The 16182-nt window shown below is 66.8% G+C and carries 15 protein-coding genes; 9 read left to right on the top strand and 6 right to left on the bottom strand.

Going from position 1 to position 16182, the window contains the following annotated elements:
* Positions 1–52: 52 nt before the first annotated feature.
* Positions 53–2251 (top strand): alkaline phosphatase PhoX, encoded by a 2199-nt coding sequence (locus LCF40_RS10495; RefSeq protein WP_224828433.1) that lies wholly within the window; start codon positions 53–55, stop codon positions 2249–2251.
* A 2-nt stretch (positions 2252–2253) separates the two neighbouring features.
* Here LCF40_RS10495 and lipA read toward each other — a convergent pair whose 3' ends face one another.
* Positions 2254–3273, bottom strand: coding sequence for a lipoyl synthase (gene lipA, locus LCF40_RS10490; protein ID WP_263623652.1), 1020 nt, complete (start codon positions 3271–3273; stop codon positions 2254–2256).
* Between the two features lie 49 nt (positions 3274–3322).
* On the opposite strand from lipA, the gene LCF40_RS10485 reads away from it, so the two are divergent.
* Positions 3323–4810: an MATE family efflux transporter gene (locus LCF40_RS10485; RefSeq protein WP_224828431.1), complete on the top strand. Its 1488-nt coding sequence runs from the start codon at positions 3323–3325 to the stop codon at positions 4808–4810.
* A gap of 32 nt (positions 4811–4842) precedes the next feature.
* On the opposite strand, the gene LCF40_RS10480 is transcribed toward LCF40_RS10485, so the two are convergent.
* A complete protein-coding gene (locus tag LCF40_RS10480) occupies positions 4843–5307 on the bottom strand; it encodes a DUF5518 domain-containing protein (protein WP_224828430.1) in 465 nt (154 codons plus the stop codon).
* Positions 5308–5407: 100 nt separating this feature from the next.
* Here LCF40_RS10480 and LCF40_RS10475 point away from each other — a divergent pair, with 100 nt between their 5' ends.
* The gene (locus tag LCF40_RS10475) at positions 5408–7750 is read left to right on the top strand and encodes a DEAD/DEAH box helicase (RefSeq protein WP_224828429.1); all 2343 of its coding nucleotides are present in this window, start codon (positions 5408–5410) and stop codon (positions 7748–7750) included.
* 7 nt (positions 7751–7757) lie between these two features.
* On the opposite strand, the gene LCF40_RS10470 is transcribed toward LCF40_RS10475, so the two are convergent.
* Complete coding sequence (locus LCF40_RS10470) at positions 7758–8432, bottom strand: HAD family hydrolase (RefSeq protein ID WP_224828428.1); 675 nt, start codon at positions 8430–8432, stop codon at positions 7758–7760.
* 135 nt (positions 8433–8567) lie between these two features.
* Positions 8568–9395: a CHRD domain-containing protein gene (locus LCF40_RS10465; RefSeq protein WP_224828427.1), complete on the bottom strand. Its 828-nt coding sequence runs from the start codon at positions 9393–9395 to the stop codon at positions 8568–8570.
* Between the two features lie 135 nt (positions 9396–9530).
* Between LCF40_RS10465 and LCF40_RS10460 the strand changes: the two genes are divergently transcribed.
* A complete protein-coding gene (locus LCF40_RS10460; protein ID WP_224828426.1) occupies positions 9531–9833 on the top strand; it encodes a MazG nucleotide pyrophosphohydrolase domain-containing protein in 303 nt (100 codons plus the stop codon).
* 198 nt (positions 9834–10031) lie between these two features.
* Here the strand turns inward: LCF40_RS10460 and LCF40_RS10455 are convergent, their stop codons facing one another.
* Positions 10032–11207, bottom strand: coding sequence for an HD domain-containing protein (locus LCF40_RS10455; RefSeq protein WP_224828425.1), 1176 nt, complete (start codon positions 11205–11207; stop codon positions 10032–10034).
* Between the two features lie 155 nt (positions 11208–11362).
* Here LCF40_RS10455 and LCF40_RS10450 point away from each other — a divergent pair, with 155 nt between their 5' ends.
* A complete protein-coding gene (locus LCF40_RS10450) occupies positions 11363–11548 on the top strand; it encodes a hypothetical protein (RefSeq protein WP_224828424.1) in 186 nt (61 codons plus the stop codon).
* Positions 11549–11599: 51 nt separating this feature from the next.
* Complete coding sequence (locus LCF40_RS10445) at positions 11600–12322, top strand: transposase (protein ID WP_224828423.1); 723 nt, start codon at positions 11600–11602, stop codon at positions 12320–12322.
* Between the two features lie 161 nt (positions 12323–12483).
* Here the strand turns inward: LCF40_RS10445 and LCF40_RS10440 are convergent, their stop codons facing one another.
* Positions 12484–12981: a P-loop nucleotide/nucleoside kinase family protein gene (locus tag LCF40_RS10440; RefSeq protein WP_224828422.1), complete on the bottom strand. Its 498-nt coding sequence runs from the start codon at positions 12979–12981 to the stop codon at positions 12484–12486.
* A 147-nt stretch (positions 12982–13128) separates the two neighbouring features.
* Between LCF40_RS10440 and LCF40_RS10435 the strand changes: the two genes are divergently transcribed.
* The 3 genes from LCF40_RS10435 to phnE are packed head-to-tail and all read left to right on the top strand — an operon-like array spanning position 13129 to position 16171.
* Positions 13129–14358: a substrate-binding domain-containing protein gene (locus tag LCF40_RS10435; protein ID WP_224828421.1), complete on the top strand. Its 1230-nt coding sequence runs from the start codon at positions 13129–13131 to the stop codon at positions 14356–14358.
* A gap of 29 nt (positions 14359–14387) precedes the next feature.
* Entirely contained in the window at positions 14388–15155 is a 768-nt protein-coding gene (locus tag LCF40_RS10430; RefSeq protein WP_114576107.1) for a phosphonate ABC transporter ATP-binding protein, read from the top strand.
* A complete protein-coding gene (gene phnE, locus LCF40_RS10425; RefSeq protein ID WP_224828420.1) occupies positions 15152–16171 on the top strand; it encodes a phosphonate ABC transporter, permease protein PhnE in 1020 nt (339 codons plus the stop codon). The genes LCF40_RS10430 and phnE overlap by 4 nt, the downstream gene beginning before the upstream one ends.
* Positions 16172–16182: the final 11 nt, after the last annotated feature.

Here is a 16182-nt window from a genome sequence, read left to right as displayed (position 1 = left end):
ACGGAGTGATATTATAAAACGTCTTTAAAATAGATGCGGTGGAATCGACCGCATGGTCGAGTTCACCAGGCGGAAGCTGATGGCGACGTCGGTGGCGGCCTCGCTCGGCGCGAGCGTGGCAACCACGGCGAGCGCCCAGGAAGACGGGGACACGCCGCACGCACCGCACGTGCGGGGCGAGCTCAAACGCTTCTCCTCGACGGCGCTCGGCGCCGAAGTGACGGGACCGTTCGTCTTCGAGGACGGGACGCCGCTGTACAGCGTCCAGCATCCGAGCCGCGAGAACCCCGGTCCCTACGCCGAGGCCGGGATCGGCTACTTCAGCGGCTTTCGGTTCACGATGAACGGGGAGAGCGACGAGTTCGACGAGCTCTCGACCCCGCAGACCAACGAGGAACGGGGGGTCGTCCGCGGCGGTGGCGGCGGATTCACGTATCTCGCACACGGCCACGATCCGATCAACGGCGGGAGCGAGGAACTCGGCGTCGTCCAGACGCCCGACGGCGTGAACATCACGTCGGCGACCGGCTCGACGCCCGACGGCGAGGCCGTGAACTTCGCGGGGACCCAGTACGGCGACGCGGCGTACAACCCCGACTGCAACCAGTTCGTCGCCACTGACGACGACGGAACCGAGGGCTATCTCTTCACCAACTGGGAGAACAGCCCGGGAAACGTCTCGCGGATCCCGATCTCCTGTGTGGACGGCGAGTGGGAGGCCGACCTGGAGCACGCGATCAACATCGCGAACACCGAGGCGTTCCGCGAGATCGGCGGCACCCGAATCAACTGCTACGGCGACTTGAGCCCGTGGAACACGATGCTCTCCTCCGAGGAGAACTACGCCCATCCGCGAGTCACGCCGATGGCGACCGCCGGCGAGATCGTCGAGACCGGCTCGGGCGAGGGGCTGACCGGCGCCGCCCAGTTCTGGAACCGGCCGAACCCGAGTGCGATCCAGGAGGCCGTCGACGGCTACTACGGCGACGACGCCTGGAGCGTCCAGGGTTCGTGGGCGCTGACCGGCGTCGAGTTCCTCGCGTACTACCTCGGAGCCGACCCGGTCGATCAGGGCGGCGACGAGAGCGCCACAACCCCGATCGCTGACGTCTACCCCAACCCCTACGACTACGGCTACCACGTCGACATCCGCGAGCCAACGGCCGACACCCCGGAGCCGGTCAAGTACTACGTGATGGGACGGGCCTCCTGGGAGGCACCCGACGTCCAGTCGGACCTGAAGACGGTCTATGGCTGTTCGGACGGCGTGAACAAGGGCATCTATAAGTTCGTCGCCGACCGGAAGATCACCTGCTACGACGACCCGATGGCGCTCTCGGGAACCCTCTATGCCCCGCTCGTGACCAACGCGGCCGCTGCACGGGGCGGGTCGCCCGCGGACGTCCCCCTCGAGATCGAATGGATCCCGATGGCCCACGGCTCGAACGCGGAGATCGCCGGCTGGATCGAGACGTACGACGACGTCACCCAGGCCAACTACCTCGAGGCCCACTCCGACTGGAACGAGGGCGACGAGGTCACCGAGGAGATCATGGAGGAAGCCGACCGGGAGGTGATCGAGAACGGGAACCGAAACTACGTCACGAACGAGGAGATCGTCGAGTGGGCGAGCCAGTACGAGAGCGAGGGCTACGACGGCGTCGACGACGAGCTCCGGAAAGTGCCGTTCCTCGAGACCCGCGCGGCCGCAAAGGAGATCGGCGCGACGATCGAGTTCCGGAAGGCCGAAGGCGTCGACAGCGTCGACGGCGCCGGTCCCGGCGACTACGTCTACTTCGGCATCTCGGAGCTCAACGAGGGGATGGCGGACGACGACGGCGAAATCCGGCTCGACCGCGTCGACGGCGGTATCGTCTACCGGGGGCGACTCGACGAGGAGTACGACGTCTCGACGCTCGAGCCCGTCATCGTCGGCCCCGACGCCACCGATCCAGCCGACGTCGCCGACGACGCGCTGATTAACGTCGACAACGTCTACGTGATGGACGACGGGCGGGTTCTCTGTTGTGAGGACGCCGCCCAGCTCGGGCGGTCGTACTCGAACGACTGCCTCTACGTCTACACGCCCGAGGAGGGTCGTGGTAACGGGACCGGAAGCGACGCCGGAGCGGCGGACGGCGATGATGACGAGGCTGACGACGGAGACGATGGGAACGACGACCAGGACGCCAGACGCGGAGTCGGGCCAGCGGTGCCATCGAGAACGAGCCCCGCACGTCCGCTCCGATAACGTCAGTTTCCGACCGCGTGGGCTCGCTCGCGGGCCCGCTCGACGCTCTCTCCCTCCCGGAGGACGGCCTCGACGAACAGCTCGCCGGCACGGTACGACGATCGGACCATGGGGCCGCTGGCACAGTACAGAAAGCCCAGTTCCTCCTCGGCGACCCGGCGCCAGGTCTCGTACTTCCCGGGGTGGTCGTACCGGCGCACGGGGAGATGGGACTCCGAGGGCCGGAGGTACTGGCCCAGGGTGACGACGTCGACGCCGGCCTCCCGGCAGTCGGCGAGGGTGCGATAGACCTCGTGGTCGTACTCGCCGTGGCCGAGCATGATCGAGGTCTTGGTGTAGATCTCGGAGACGCGATCGACGTACTCCAGTACCGAGAGGCTCTGCTCGTAGCCCGCTCGCCGGTCCCGAACGGGGGTCTGGAGCCGGGAGACGGTCTCGACGTTGTGGGCGATCACGTCCGGGTCTGCTTCGACGATCTTTTCGACCAACTCCTCCTCGCCCCGGAAGTCGGGGATTAGGACCTCCACGAGGATGCCGGGATGGCGCGCTTTGATCTCGCGGATCGTCTCGGCGAAGTGGCCCGCGCCCTGGTCGGGCAGGTCGTCGCGGTCCACGCTCGTGAGGACGACGTAGTCCAGGCCGATCTCGGCGACGGCCTCGGCGACGTTTTCGGGTTCGTCGGGATCGAGTGCTTCCATTCCCCCGGTCTCGACGTCACAGAAGTTACAGCCCCGCGAGCAGCGATCGCCCATCAGCATGAACGTCGCCGTGCCGCCCTCGCTTCCTCCCTCGCCCCCGCTCCAGCACTCGCCCAAGTTCGGACAGTTGGCTTCCTCACAGACCGTATGGAGGTCGTGGTCGCGAAGCGTCTCCCGGATGTCGGCGAACTCCCGGCCCGAGGGCGGTCGCGTCTTCAGCCAGCCGGGCTTTCGCGAGCGGCTCATACCGTCACTGGTGTCTCGGTGGTGAAAAACCCACCTCCGTGACCCGCCACGACTCCTGTTTGTAAAGGAAATATCCAAACGTATATATGCGGATTCGCGGGATATACTGAGGAACCTTCCCGAACAGATGTTGGACGTATCCCGCGAGGAGATAGTCGAGGGCTCGCTCGCGCGGGCACTGCTGGTCCTCGCGGCACCGCTGCTCGTCCAGAACCTGGTGCAGGTGGCCCAGCAGGTAATCGATCTCTTCTGGCTGGGCCGGCTGGGCGCCGACGCCGTCGCCGCGGTCGGACTCAACTTCCCGCTGGTCGCCCTGCTCGGCGTCGTCGCGATCGGGACCCTCGTCGGCACCCAGATCCTCGTCTCCCAGCGGGTGGGTGCCGACGACCTCGTCGCCGGCCGGCGGGCGGCGGTCAACGGCACGATACTGGGATTCGTCCTCGGACTCGTCGTCGGCCTCGTCACCGCGGTCTTCGCCGGTGAGGTCATCGGCCTCTTCGATACGACTCCCCGCGTCGGCGAGATGGCCGCGACCTACCTCACGGTCTACGCGCTCGCGATGCCGATATTCTCGGCCAGCGACACCTTAGAGAGCGGCTTCGTCGGCTGGGGTGACACCCGGGCCGCCCTCTACATCAACGTCCTCGCGATCGGTACGAACGCCGTCCTCGACCCGTTCCTGATCTTCGGCTGGTGGCTCTTTCCCGAACTCGGCGTCGCCGGCGCCGCGCTCGCGACCGGGATCGGCTACACCGGCGGCTTGCTTCTGGGGATCGGGATGGCCCTCCGCGGGCGCAGCGGCCTCCTGATCGACCGCTCGGTCCTCGTCTTCCACACGAAGGACCTCCGCGAGATCGTCTCGATCGGCTGGCCCAACGCCGCCCAGTCGGCCGCGAGCCAGGCGGTCCGGGTCGTGATGATCGCCATCGTCACCGTCGCCGGCGGGACCGCCGGGGTCGCCGCCTACACGATCGGCGCCCAGGTCGCGACCGTCTCGTTCGTCCCCGCGACCGGCCTCCAGCACGCCGCCCAGAGCGTCATCGGCCAGAACCTCGGGGCCGAACGCCCCGATCGGGCGAGCCGGACCACCTGGATCGGGGTCGCACTCGCCGCGGGCACTCTCGTCCTCGTCGGCGCCGTCCAGTGGTTCGTCCCCGAGACGCTGACGCTCGTGTTCGTCCCCGACGCGACCGGCACGGAACTCGAGCTCACCGCCGACTACCTCCAGATCTTAGCCTACGGCTACTGGGCGATCGGCGCGACCTACCTTCTCAGAGGTGGGTTCAACGGCGCCCGCCGGACCCGGACGAGCCTGGTCGCGACCCTCCTCCAGTACTGGGCCGCCCGGCTGCCGATCGCCGCCGTCGGCGTCTACGTCCTCGGGGCGGGCGTCGTCGGGGTCTTTTGGGCGGTGACGCTCTCGAATATCGTCGCGGCGATCGGGCTCGGGCTCTACTACCGCCACGAGGTCGCGGACGGGATGTACGAACGAGCCGCGGAGGTCGCCTCGGGCGAGGAAGGGGACGACGGGGAGAGACCGGACGCGGAAACCGACGGGAACGGCGACGAAGGAACGAGCGCCGCGGCGGCGACCGACGGCTCCGGGGCGGGCTGAGTCCGTCGGTTCCTCGGGAAACTGGAGGGGAGTTAACTGCCCGACCGGAGCCGCCGTGGCGGATCGATCCGCTTGCTCGCCCAGCCGCCGATGCTCCCTCCGATCCAGCCGATGACGAGCAATATAACCACTACGATGAGGGTGGACAGCAGGGCCGCGAGGACTGCGGCGACTGCGGCGATCGAGTTTCCGGCGACCTCCGTCAGGGGAGGATAGCCCCACCACTCGACGAGCGTCGTCGCGCTCCCCCAGACGAGGATCGGCGCCCCACCGACGAGCCCGGTGAGCGTTCCGGCATGGACGGGGGATTCTCCCCGGATCCCGTACAGATACCCCGAGATCACGCACGCGGCCAACAGGGAGGTGGCCTCGACGGAGTCGGGCGTCAACAGCCAGTTCGCGCCGACGGTAAACGGGATCGAAGCGAGTCCCAGGAGGACCGCCGTCCGGAACCGCTCGTCGGTCGCGTTGACGAGCAACATCCGTGCCGTGTTCATGATATGATGATAACCACTGAATGACATATCCGTTCGGGCGAAAGAGGACCCTGATCGGAGACAGAAACCCCTTTGGCTCGCCGACCCCCCTCTCCGCTCGATGGAAGTCGCCGAGGTGCTCCCCGACTTTGCCGACGCCTTCGCCTTCGAGGAGTTCAACCGGATGCAACGGGAGACGGTGCCCGCGATCCTCGAGCAGGAGGGGAACGTCGTCGCCTCCGCGCCGACGGCCTCGGGGAAAACGGCGATCGCGGAGCTGGCGATCTGTAAATGTCTGGACGACGGCGGGACCGCCCTCTTCATCGCCCCGATGCGGGCGCTGACCAACGAGAAGGAAGGCGAGTGGGATCGTTTCGAGGACCTTGGCTACTCGGTGTACGTCGTCACCGGCGAGCGCGAACTCAACCCCCGCCGCGCGCGCCGCGCGGACATCCTCGTGATGACCCCCGAGAAGGTCGATTCGGCCACTCGAAAACACGATTCGCGCAGGTACGACTTCGTCACCGACGTCACGTGTTGCGTGATCGACGAGGTCCACCTGCTCGACGCCGACCGCCGCGGGTCGGTCCTCGAGGTCACCATCTCGCGGCTCCGGCGGCTCTGTAGCCCCCGGATCGTCGCGCTGTCGGCGACGATGAAGAACGTCGACGACGTCGCGGCCTGGCTCGACGCCCCGCCGGAGTGTACCTTCGAGTTCGGCGACGACTACCGCCCGGTCGATTTAGAGACCGGCGTCAAGACCTACACCCACGGCGAGAACGCCTTCGCCGACAAGTACCGCCGCCTGTATCGGGCGCTCGACCTGGCCGAACCCCACCTCCGGGAGGACGGCCAGGCGCTCGTCTTCGTCGCCTCGCGCCAGGACACCGTCCGGGCGGCCGAGAAAGCCAGAGACGAGATCGCCGAACGCGACGTCCCGATGGGCGCCCGCGGCGACTACGAGTTTCATACCGAGAGCGAACGCCTCGAGAACGAGACCCTCAGGAACTCGGCGCTGGATGGAGTGGCCTTCCACCACGCCGGTCTCTCGAAGAACGACCGGGATCTGACCGAGCAGTGGTTCAAGGAGGGCAAGATCGAACTCCTCTTTTCGACCTCGACGCTCGCCTGGGGCGTGAACCTCCCAGCCCGGTGCGTGGTGATCAGAGACACGAAGTACCACGATCCGCTCGAGGGCGAGGTCGACATGAGCCCCCTCGACGTCCTCCAGATGCTCGGGCGGGCCGGACGACCGGGCTACGACGACGTCGGCTACGGCTGGGTCGTCGCCGACAGTCAGGAGGCCGACAAGTATCGACGGCTGCTCCGAGAGGGGAAAGAGATCGAGTCCCGTCTCGCCGAGAGCCTCGATTCGCATCTGAACGCCGAGATCGCTATGGGAACCCTGACCGACCTCGAGGAGGTGATGGCGTGGCTCGAAACGACCTTCTACTACGTCCGGGGCCAGTCCGATCCCGAGGCCTACGGCTTTCCCGATCTCCGGGGACGGGTCCGGGACTGTCTCGAGGGGCTGGTCGAGCAGGGGTTCGTCGAGACCGGCGATGACCTCTCGATCGAAGCCACTCCCCTGGGAGTGCTCGCGTCGAAGTACTACCTCAGACTCGAGACCGCCGCCCGGTTTCACGCGGTCTGCGGGCCGGAAGAGCCCGACGAGGAGGCCCTCCTCCGGGCGGTCGCGGCCGCGGCGGAGTTCGATTCCGTCTCCGCACGCCAGTCCGAACGCGATTCGATCAATGCCGTGCTCGTCGGCCGCGACACCGGCGACCTCGACGCCGGCGGCCGGAAGGTGCTCGCGGTCCTTTCGGGTGCCGCGAGCGGCTCGGTCCCCGCCGAACTCAGGAGCGACGCCTGGGCGATCCGCCGAAACGCCACCCGGCTTTTGTCGGCACTTCGGGCCTTCCTCGATCGGTTCGCTTCCCCGCTTGCGGCCAACCGCGCCCGACGCCTCGAGGCCAGAGTCGAGAACGGGGTCGCGGGCGACGCGGTCGGGCTGACCGCCATCGACGGCGTCGGCCCCGGCCGGGCGAGCAAGCTCGCCAAGGAGGGGATCGCGACGCCGGGGGACGTGGCGGACGCGGGGGTCTCCGGCCTCGTGGAGGCTGGACTCTCGGAGTCGGTCGCCGAGCGGGTCCTCGAGGGCGCCCGGTCGTTGCCCGCCATCGAGATCGAGTGGGGCGAGTTTCCCGACCGGATCGAGGTGAAGAAAAACGACGTCCGGGACGTGACGGTCCGAAACGAGGGTGGACCCGCCCGGGCCGGGATCTCGGTGACGGTAAACGACGTCGAAATGACCGAGAGCGGGACCTACCTCCGGAGCGAGGAGGCGGTTCCGGTAGGGGTCTTCGGCGCCGACGAGGACGAACTCGCCTACACCGTTCGGGTCGCGTTCCCAGAACTGCCCTTGCTCCCGATTTCCGAGACTCGAACCGTGGCGGTCGTCTGAAACCCGGTCAGTTCTCGAGGGCGCCCCGATCGGCGTACGCGAGCACCGTCTTCCGGAGTTCTTCGGGCGAGTCGACGACGGCGTCGGCCGGCGAGAGGTCGGGGTTGTCGTGGGCGGCGATCCGGTAGGCGACCGTGTGGACGCCCGCGGCCGCGGCGGCGGCGACGCCGTGGCCCGAGTCCTCGACAGCGAGGGCGTCCTCGGGGGCGACGCCGACGAGTTCGGCGGCGTGCTCGTAGATGTAGGGGTCGGGCTTGCCCGGCCCGTCGATCCCCTCGGCGCTAACGACGGCGTCGAAGGCGTCGGTGAGGTCGAAGCGCTCGCGGACGACGTCGATCCAGTCGTGGGGCGACGAGGAGACGATGGCGACCGGAACCTCCCGCTCCTCCAGGTCGGCGAGGATCCCATGAAACCCCTCCAACAGGGCGACCCGATCGGCGTAGATCCCGCGGGCGACCGCCTCGAAGCGCTCTATGAACTCCTCGCGGGTGACCGCGGTGCCGTACTCGCGTTCGAGGTAGTCGTAGATCTCGCGGTAGTTCAGGCCGGTGACCTCCGAGACCGCGACGTCGTGGTCGGGAACGACCGCGGGGAGCAGTTCCTCGCGTTCGGCCGCGACCCAGTAGTCCTCCGAGTCGACGATCACGCCGTCCATGTCGAACAACACGGCACGCTGGCTCATTCGTCGGGTCCTCGACGGCCGAGCCCTATAGCCGTTCGGCTCCGCGATCCGACTCCCCGGATCTCGGGGCGCACGGGCCGTGGAGGGTTCGGGACGGAGAAAAAGCCCGACGGTCGGCCAGCGCCCCCGGGTGTTCTACGCGAACAGCGCGCGGATGCTGCCGAAGAACCCGCGGATCGACGACGTGTCGTCGCCATCGTCACTACCGTTCCCGGTCTCGTTTGTCCCGTTCGTCTCGTTCATCATCCCGTCGTCGCTGTCCGTCCCGTTCATCGTCCCGTCGTCGCTCTCTCCGTCGTCGGTTTCCGCTTCGTCGTCGCCCGAGGCGTCGTCCTGGTCGTCGTCCGTGTCGTTCCCGTCGTCTCCCTCCTCGGACCCCTCTCCGCCCTCCATCGGGGCGTCGTCCTCGTCGTCGTCCATCGCCTCGGTGATGGCCTCCTCCGTGTCGGCGTCGGGGCGGATCTGGCCGCGGATCTCGCCTGCGGGGTGGGTTTCGGTGTGGACGTTGACGTAGGCGTCTTCCTCCATCAGCGTCGTCGCGACCTCGTTCGAGTCGGCGCCCTCCAGGGGACCGACGAGGTCCGAAAGCGAGATGGTGCCCTTGGCGAGGGTGCCGTCGAACCGGCCCTCGAGGAGTTCGGGTTCGGTCCCGTCCTCGGGGTAGAGCCAGGAGACGACCGGGCCGTCCTCGGTCTCCTCGCCGAGGTGGACGTGGGCCTGGGTCGTATGACAGAGGTGGCTCACGTCGATCGTGTACTGGATCTCGTGGGAGTCGGGCGGGATCTCGAAGGTCGCGTGCCCGCTCGCGGGCGTCTCGACCCCGTGGTCCTCGCCGGTCAACTCGGCGTGGAACGTCCAGGTCTCCTCGTGGGACGCGCTCGCGGTCCCCAACAGGACTGTGCTCCCGACGGCAATGCCGGCGGTTTGTAGGAACCGCCGCCGCGTGTTGTGTGTGTCTGCCATGGTGGTATCGTCCCCACGAACGCGCGGAGACAGACGGTCGTCTACGTTCTTGCGGATAGTCTTTGGCGCTGCCAGTGTAGGTCCCGACGGCGAGCGATCCCGGGGGCTTTTGGCCCGGAATCCCCACGCCAGGACATGGACGCACAACGGGAGGTCGCGGCGTTCGTCGCCCAGAACGGTCTCGAGAGCCCGCCGGAGTACCGACTGCTCGACCTCGCGAGCGAGGTCGGCGAGCTCGCAAAGGAGGTCAACGAGTCGACCGGCTACGGCACAGGAGGGGAGGTCGAGATCGCAAGCGACGAGATCGGCGACGCCGTCTTCGCGCTGCTCGCGCTCGCCGAGTCGGCCGATATCGACGCCGGGGAGGCCCTCGAGGAAGCGATGGAGAAGTACGAGCGGCGCCTGGAGGAGAGGGAGACGCCGGGATCGGGTGCGTAGCGAACAGGGGCGGAAAGGGGCGAACCGGGCTGTTGACGGGGATACCGACGAACACTGGCGCCCTGCTTCGTGGACACGAGGGATCGCCACGCCCTCCCAGCCGATTCGCTCGCTCGCAACTGCTCGCTCTTTCCTCGCGTAGCGTCGCCAGCGTGGGCCACCGTACAGCGGGGCCGGTGTTCGGTTCGATCCCTCGACTTACGGCGCCACGTCGGCTGCGAGCCCGAGGACCGACTCCGTCGCCTCCCGGACCGCCGCGAGGTCGTCGGCGGGAGCGTAGACGCCCAGCCGCCAGATCTCGCGGGCGCAGGCGTCGAGGCCGGCGACCAGCGAGGAGCGCTCCTCGAGGCGGGCGAGGTCGCCGTCGGCGGCGATCCGGGCGCGGGACTCGGGGGAATTCGGCTCCGTGGGGCTGTCCACGATCACGGCCGCCGGTTCGACCTCCGCGCCGGCTGCGATCTCGCGTTCCAGCGCCCCCGTCCGGCCGTAGTCGATCCCGACGAGGTCGTCGGGGACCGCTTCGCGGTCGATCCAGACCGCGCGCTTGTAGAGGTCGCGGTCGCGGATCCGGGCCGCGAGGTCAGCCGTCGGGCCGTACTCCTCGAGGGCGGCGAGCAGTTCGGCGTCGGTGAGGCGGGCGAAGCGCTCGGGGGCGACGGCGCCGTCGGCCAGCAGGGTCTCGCTGGCCCGGTCGAGCATGGCGCCCGCGATCCGGGAGACGTGGTGGCGGTAGACCGTCGCGTTCATCAGCGTCCGGGCGATCAGCGCGCTCTCGGCGGTCGCGACGTCGCCGTCGGCGATCGCGAGCTCGCCGTCGACGGTCCGGAGGGCGTAGACCAGCCGGTCGTGGTCGATGGTGCCGTAGGGGACCCCCGTGTGGTGGGCGTCCCGGACGAGGTAGTCCATCCGGTCGACGTCGAGCGCGCCGGAGACGAGTTCCCCGAGCGGGCCCCGGCCGTCGACGCTTTCGGCGACGGCGTCGGGATCGAGGCCCTGTTCCTCGAGAACTCCTCCGAGCTCCGTCTCCGCGAGAAGCCAGCCGATCTCGTCGTGGTGGCGCCCGAGGTGGCGCTCGATGGCGGCCTCGGTCTGGTGGCCGAAGGGACCGTGGCCGACGTCGTGGACGAGGGCGGCGGCCCGCAGGCGGGCGGCGAGGTCGTCGGCGACGTCGAGGCGGTCGGTCGCCCGCGAGGCGAGGTGGTAGACGCCCAGGCTGTGCTCGAAACGTGTGTGGTTCGCCGAGGGGTAGACGAGTTGGACCGTCGAGAGCTGGCGGACGTACCGCAGCCGTTGCATCGCGGGCGTATCGACGAGTGCCTCGGCCAGGGAGCCGAGTTCGATGTAGCCGTGAACGCCGTCCTTGACCGGGGTCATCGGACCTGAGACTCGCGGGAGCGCGGACTTATACTGTCGGATGCGCGCCCGTCGTCGGAGTCGAGGGCGCGGCGGGCTACCTGGTTCAGCGAGAGAGTCCCGCCGTAAACAGTAGTTGCCGAACCTAACTGGCGGCTCAGTTCGTAGTCGTCGGCATGGTCGACACCGACGAGGCAAAACAGGTCTGTCGTGCCGCCTCAAGCGTCGTCTATCCGGAACTGGATTTTGGTATCAAACCCTGTGGATCCTACCCGAGAGAGGACTTGCTCGAAGTCCTCTCTTGGATCGCCTTCACTCAAGAGTTCGCTAACACGGGTGGCAAGACTGTCCAGTTGGATTGATCCGAGCCGGTCGACGTCACGTCGACGGCTCGGAACCTGCTCGCGAAACCGTTGCTCTATCATCTTCGACACCTCACCGCGGACGCCATCGACGCTCAGTTCGATAGCGTCCGCGATCGTCTCTTTGAGATTCTTCGCTCACGTCGGTTGCTTCCCTCTCGTGTTGACGTCGCGATCGACCTTCACGAGTGGCGGTTCTACGGCTCAGCCGATACTGATCACGTTCTCACTACCTATCCTGATCTTGAAACGACCCGAGCGTACTGTTTTGCGACGCTGTGTATCGTTGCTTCCAGTGTTCGATTTACTCTCGCTGTGATCCCGTTGGACGCGAACGGCTTCCGTGCGAAGCAGGAAGCCGTTCGCTCACTCATCGTCAAAGCGCGCCAGTACGTCTCGATCAGACACGTCTATCTCGATCGAGGCTTCTACCAGGTGCATGTCGTTACAGAACTGGAACAGTTAGAGATCGACTACATCGTCCGTGCACGGCCAAGTAAGGGAATGAAAGACCGTCTCAGCGCCGGCGCTGAGACGGTCGTCGATGCCTACCGGATGCAGCGAAACCGGCCACCGACAGCTGTAGCCGATGTCACCGTATTCGCTGTGCCACATCGCACGAACGAGGACGATCACGTCTGGTTCGTCACAAACCTCGACGTAGAACCTGAGACAGCAAGAGCGTACGCGGCGGCGTTCGGCCGCCGCTGGGGCATCGAAACGTCGTATCGCCAGATCGGTGATTTCTTGGCGAGAACGTCGTCGAGTGATTAGCGCAATGGATGAATACGCATCACAGGCTCCAGCTCAAAGCGCTTCTCACCACGAGTGGATTTCCCGATTAAACAAGCCTCCGAGCGTCGCTGAGAACTAGATCGCCACGTTCCTTCTGAATATTCAAGTGTTGCAGTGACCACTCAACGCCGGGGAGGATGTCATAGCACGTCCCGGTCGATCTGCCGGTAGGTCGCCTCGAGGCCTCCCGAGTTGTCGACCGCGACGTGGTCGCGTTCGAACGGCGCGAACGCCTCCCGGAGGGCGAGGTGGACCTCGAAGTCGGCGTCGCTTACGTCCTCGCGCTCGGCGATGCGTTCCCGAACGATCTCGGCCGGACAGGTGACGTGGACGAACGCGAGGTCGGCGCCGGTCCCCGACGCGACGTCGGCCACGCGCTCTCTGGCCTCCCGCGAGCCGAAGGTGGCGTCGGCGACGACGTCCCGGCCGGCCTCGAGGTCGGATCGCACGCGCGCGAACAGTTCGTCGTAGGTCGCCGCGCTCTCCTCGGCGGAGTACGTCGGCTCGTCGAACAGTTCCTTGCGGATCTCGTCGCTCCGGTACCGGGTCGCCCCGCTCTCCTCGGCGGCGTACGCCGAGGCCGTCGACTTTCCGACCCCCGGCAACCCACAGAAGACGATCAGCCTTGGACGGGCCACGTCCGGGGATTCGGGTACGCCCACTTAGTCGGATCGGGTTGGGATCGATGGACGAACGGTCGATACGGGGATGTAATACCATCTCTATGGAGGAATCAATAGCCGAATTACAGTGCGTTTATAACGGTGGGGTAACGGTAAGGAGATATGGCACTGACGCCAGACGGTGGCGACGACACCCGGCGACGAGCGTTTCTCAAGGCATCTGGCGGCGCGGCGTTGACGGGCCTGCTGGCCGGCTGTTTGGGCGACGACAGTGGGAACGGGAACGGAAACGGAAACGGAAACGGAAACGGCGGGAACGAAAACGAGACCGAGGAGACCGAGACTGAAGAAGAGACGGAAACGGAGGACAACGCGACCGAGGTGAACGAGAGCGAGGACAACGCGACCGGCACGGACGGCAACGAGAGCGACAACGAGACGGGCAATGAAAGCGGGAACGAGAGTGGGAACGAAAGCGACGGAGAGACGACGGGCGAGGTCGAGAGTACGACGGCGCAGTTCATCCTGAACCCCGCGGAGGCCGACGTCGCGATCGAAGAGCAGTACCAGCCGATGTTCGAGTACCTCGAGAGTGAGGTCAACGTCGAGATCGAGTCGACACGCGCCGAGTCGTACACGGCGACGCTCCAGGCGATGCGCAACGACCGGGGAGAGATCGCCGACATCTCCCCCTCGGCGGTCATCGCGGGCGAGGGGGTCGTCGACGTCGTCGGCATCCGGATCGCCTACGGCGCCTCCCAGTACTTCTCGACGATCACGACGATGCCCGACCGGGGAATCAGCGAGCTGGCCGACCTCGAGGGCGAGCAGGTCAATCTCGGCGACATCCTCTCGGTTTCAGGTACGCTCGTTCCGCTGACGATGCTCCAGGACGCGGGACTGGATATCGGGAACGCCCCCGACGGCGACGCGGCCGGCTTCGAGGCGGCGTACTCCGATCACACGACCGCCCGCGAGCAGATGGTCAACCGCGACGACGTGGCGGCCGCGTGTACGGGTGCCTTCTCCTCGGCGCCGTACGTGCCCCAGGAGCAGTTCGACGAGGTCTCCCAGGACTTCGTCGACATCTCCGCGGAGTATGAGGGTGCCGGCGACGCAATCGAGGAAGAGGGCGTCGAGCTCCAACTGCTCGCGGTCTCGGACCCGATCCCGCGCGCGCCGTTGGTGACCCGCAGCAACTGGGATCACCCCGCCAAAGCCGAGATTGAGGAGGCGATCCTCAACGTCACCGAGGAGGACCTGAGCCACGGCGACGACTACGACGGCGAGCCGCTGTGGTTCACCGGCGTCGAGGAAGGGAACGTCGACGACTACCAGATGATATCCGACGTGATGGACCAGCTCGGGCTGGAGTTCGAAGACCTTTCCTGAGCCCCCACAGTATCCTCTCCTACCCCCTCATGAGTCGCATTACGGTCGACGGGCTCACCAAGCACTACGGCGAGACCGTCGCGTTGAACGAGGTCTCCTTCGAGATCCCCGAGGGCGAGTTCGTCATCGTCCTCGGTGTCTCGGGATCGGGGAAGTCGACGCTCTTGCGGTGTATGAATGGGCTGACCCCGATTACCGGCGGCGAGGTCCGCATCGACGGCACGCCCGTGACCCAGCCCCGAGAGGACACGGCGATGATCTTCCAGCAACACAACATCATCGGCCAGCTCAGCGCGTACGGTAACGCGTTGACCGGCTCGCTCAACCGGAACGGATACCTCCGGAGCGTCCTCCAGTTTCAGCCCCGTGAGGACAAATACCAGGCTCTGGAGGCCTTAGAGACCGTCGGCCTCCTCGACGAGGCCCGCCAGCGCGCCAGCCGGATGTCCGGCGGCCAACAACAGCGCGTCGGGATCGCCCGCGCGCTCGTCCAGAACCCGGACATCCTGCTGGCCGACGAGCCCGTCGCCAGCCTCGATCCGGGAAGCGCCCAGCAGGTGATGGGCTATCTCCGGACCGCCGCCGAGCGCCGCGACCTCACCGCAATCAGCAGCCTCCACCAGGTGAACCTCGCCCGGAAGTTCGGCGAGCGGTTCATCGGCCTCCGGGACGGCCGGAAGGTGTTCGACGGCTACCGCGAGGACGTCACGATGGACGTCATCGACGAGATCTACGGCGACATCGACACCGAGGGACTGTTCGCTCGGACCGACGCCGACAGGGAGGCGACCGCATGAGCGGAGAGGAAGGGACGGCGTCGACCGAGGTCGAACGCCAGTACGACCGGATCGTTCGCGGTCGGCGAGTGCGTGCGGTGCTTGCGGGGCTGCTCGTTATCGTCATCGGCTACTTCTTTGCGAACGCGCTGTACGCAGCCGAGTTGCCACAGGCGAACCTGCCCCAGTACGTCGGGGACTTCATCGGGGCGCTTCAGGACTACTTCCCGTTTCTCGTCCCCGTCGAGGGGTTCCCCTGGATCACGTTCGACCCCTCGGGGTTCGGTGACTACTGGGCGTTCATCCAGGAACGGAACCTCATCTACGACCCCGAGGCGTCGCTGACCGATCCGAGCACCGGCGGTCCGCTTGGGCTGTTCGGCCAGGCTGGCCTCACGCTCTCGATGGGGTTCGCCGGTACGATCCTCGGCTTTCCGCTCGCCTTGCTGTTCGGCGTGCTCGGTTCCGGTCGCGTGACGCCGTTTCCGTTCAACTTCATCTTCCGCGGGACGATGAGCGCGATCCGCGCGATCCCGGCGCTCGTCTGGGCACTGATCTACGTCCCGCTCGGCGGACTCGGGCCGGCGACGGCAACGCTTGCGATCGCCACCGACACCGTCGGGAACCTCGGACGTCTGTTCACCGACGAGTTAGAAGAAGTCGAGGACGGTCCGATCGAGGCGATGCGCACGACCGGCGCGAACAAGCCCCAGACGATCACGTTCGGGATGCTCTCGCAGGTGACGACCCCGTTTATCGCCTGGACGCTCTACATCTTCGAGATCAACGTCCGCATCGCGGTGACCCTCGGTATCATCGGCGGCGGCGGACTCGGACGGATCCTCAGCGTCCAGCAGGGGCTGTTCGCATTCACCAACATGATGGCGACCATCCTCGTCATCCTGGTCCTCATCGTCTCCGTCGAGATGTTCTCCCAGCGGCTTCGCTCGTATCTGCGCGCGGACGACGAGCCGATGGGGCTGTGGGAACTCATCACCGGCTTCCCCCAGCGGATGGCCGATGCCCTGCTGAAGTGACGCCGGGGCGT

The sequence above is a fragment of the Saliphagus infecundisoli genome (assembly GCF_020177375.1).
Lineage (GTDB): Archaea > Halobacteriota > Halobacteria > Halobacteriales > Natrialbaceae > Saliphagus > Saliphagus infecundisoli.
Note: the sequence above shows the minus strand (reverse complement) of the source record. Positions and strands in the feature narration are given on the sequence as shown.

What these genes read in the sequence shown, in the direction of transcription:
- LCF40_RS10495 (WP_224828433.1), top strand. Translation starts at nt 53, where the DNA reads ATGGTCGAGTTCACCAGGCGGAAGCTGATGGCGACGTCGGTGGCGGCC.
- LCF40_RS10485 (WP_224828431.1), top strand. Translation starts at nt 3,323, where the DNA reads ATGTTGGACGTATCCCGCGAGGAGATAGTCGAGGGCTCGCTCGCGCGG.
- LCF40_RS10480 (WP_224828430.1), bottom strand. Translation starts at nt 5,307, where the DNA reads ATGAACACGGCACGGATGTTGCTCGTCAACGCGACCGACGAGCGGTTC.
- LCF40_RS10475 (WP_224828429.1), top strand. Translation starts at nt 5,408, where the DNA reads ATGGAAGTCGCCGAGGTGCTCCCCGACTTTGCCGACGCCTTCGCCTTC.
- LCF40_RS10470 (WP_224828428.1), bottom strand. Translation starts at nt 8,432, where the DNA reads ATGAGCCAGCGTGCCGTGTTGTTCGACATGGACGGCGTGATCGTCGAC.
- LCF40_RS10465 (WP_224828427.1), bottom strand. Translation starts at nt 9,395, where the DNA reads ATGGCAGACACACACAACACGCGGCGGCGGTTCCTACAAACCGCCGGC.
- LCF40_RS10460 (WP_224828426.1), top strand. Translation starts at nt 9,531, where the DNA reads ATGGACGCACAACGGGAGGTCGCGGCGTTCGTCGCCCAGAACGGTCTC.
- LCF40_RS10455 (WP_224828425.1), bottom strand. Translation starts at nt 11,207, where the DNA reads ATGACCCCGGTCAAGGACGGCGTTCACGGCTACATCGAACTCGGCTCC.
- LCF40_RS10450 (WP_224828424.1), top strand. Translation starts at nt 11,363, where the DNA reads ATGGTCGACACCGACGAGGCAAAACAGGTCTGTCGTGCCGCCTCAAGC.
- LCF40_RS10435 (WP_224828421.1), top strand. Translation starts at nt 13,129, where the DNA reads ATGGCACTGACGCCAGACGGTGGCGACGACACCCGGCGACGAGCGTTT.
- LCF40_RS10430 (WP_114576107.1), top strand. Translation starts at nt 14,388, where the DNA reads ATGAGTCGCATTACGGTCGACGGGCTCACCAAGCACTACGGCGAGACC.
- phnE (WP_224828420.1), top strand. Translation starts at nt 15,152, where the DNA reads ATGAGCGGAGAGGAAGGGACGGCGTCGACCGAGGTCGAACGCCAGTAC.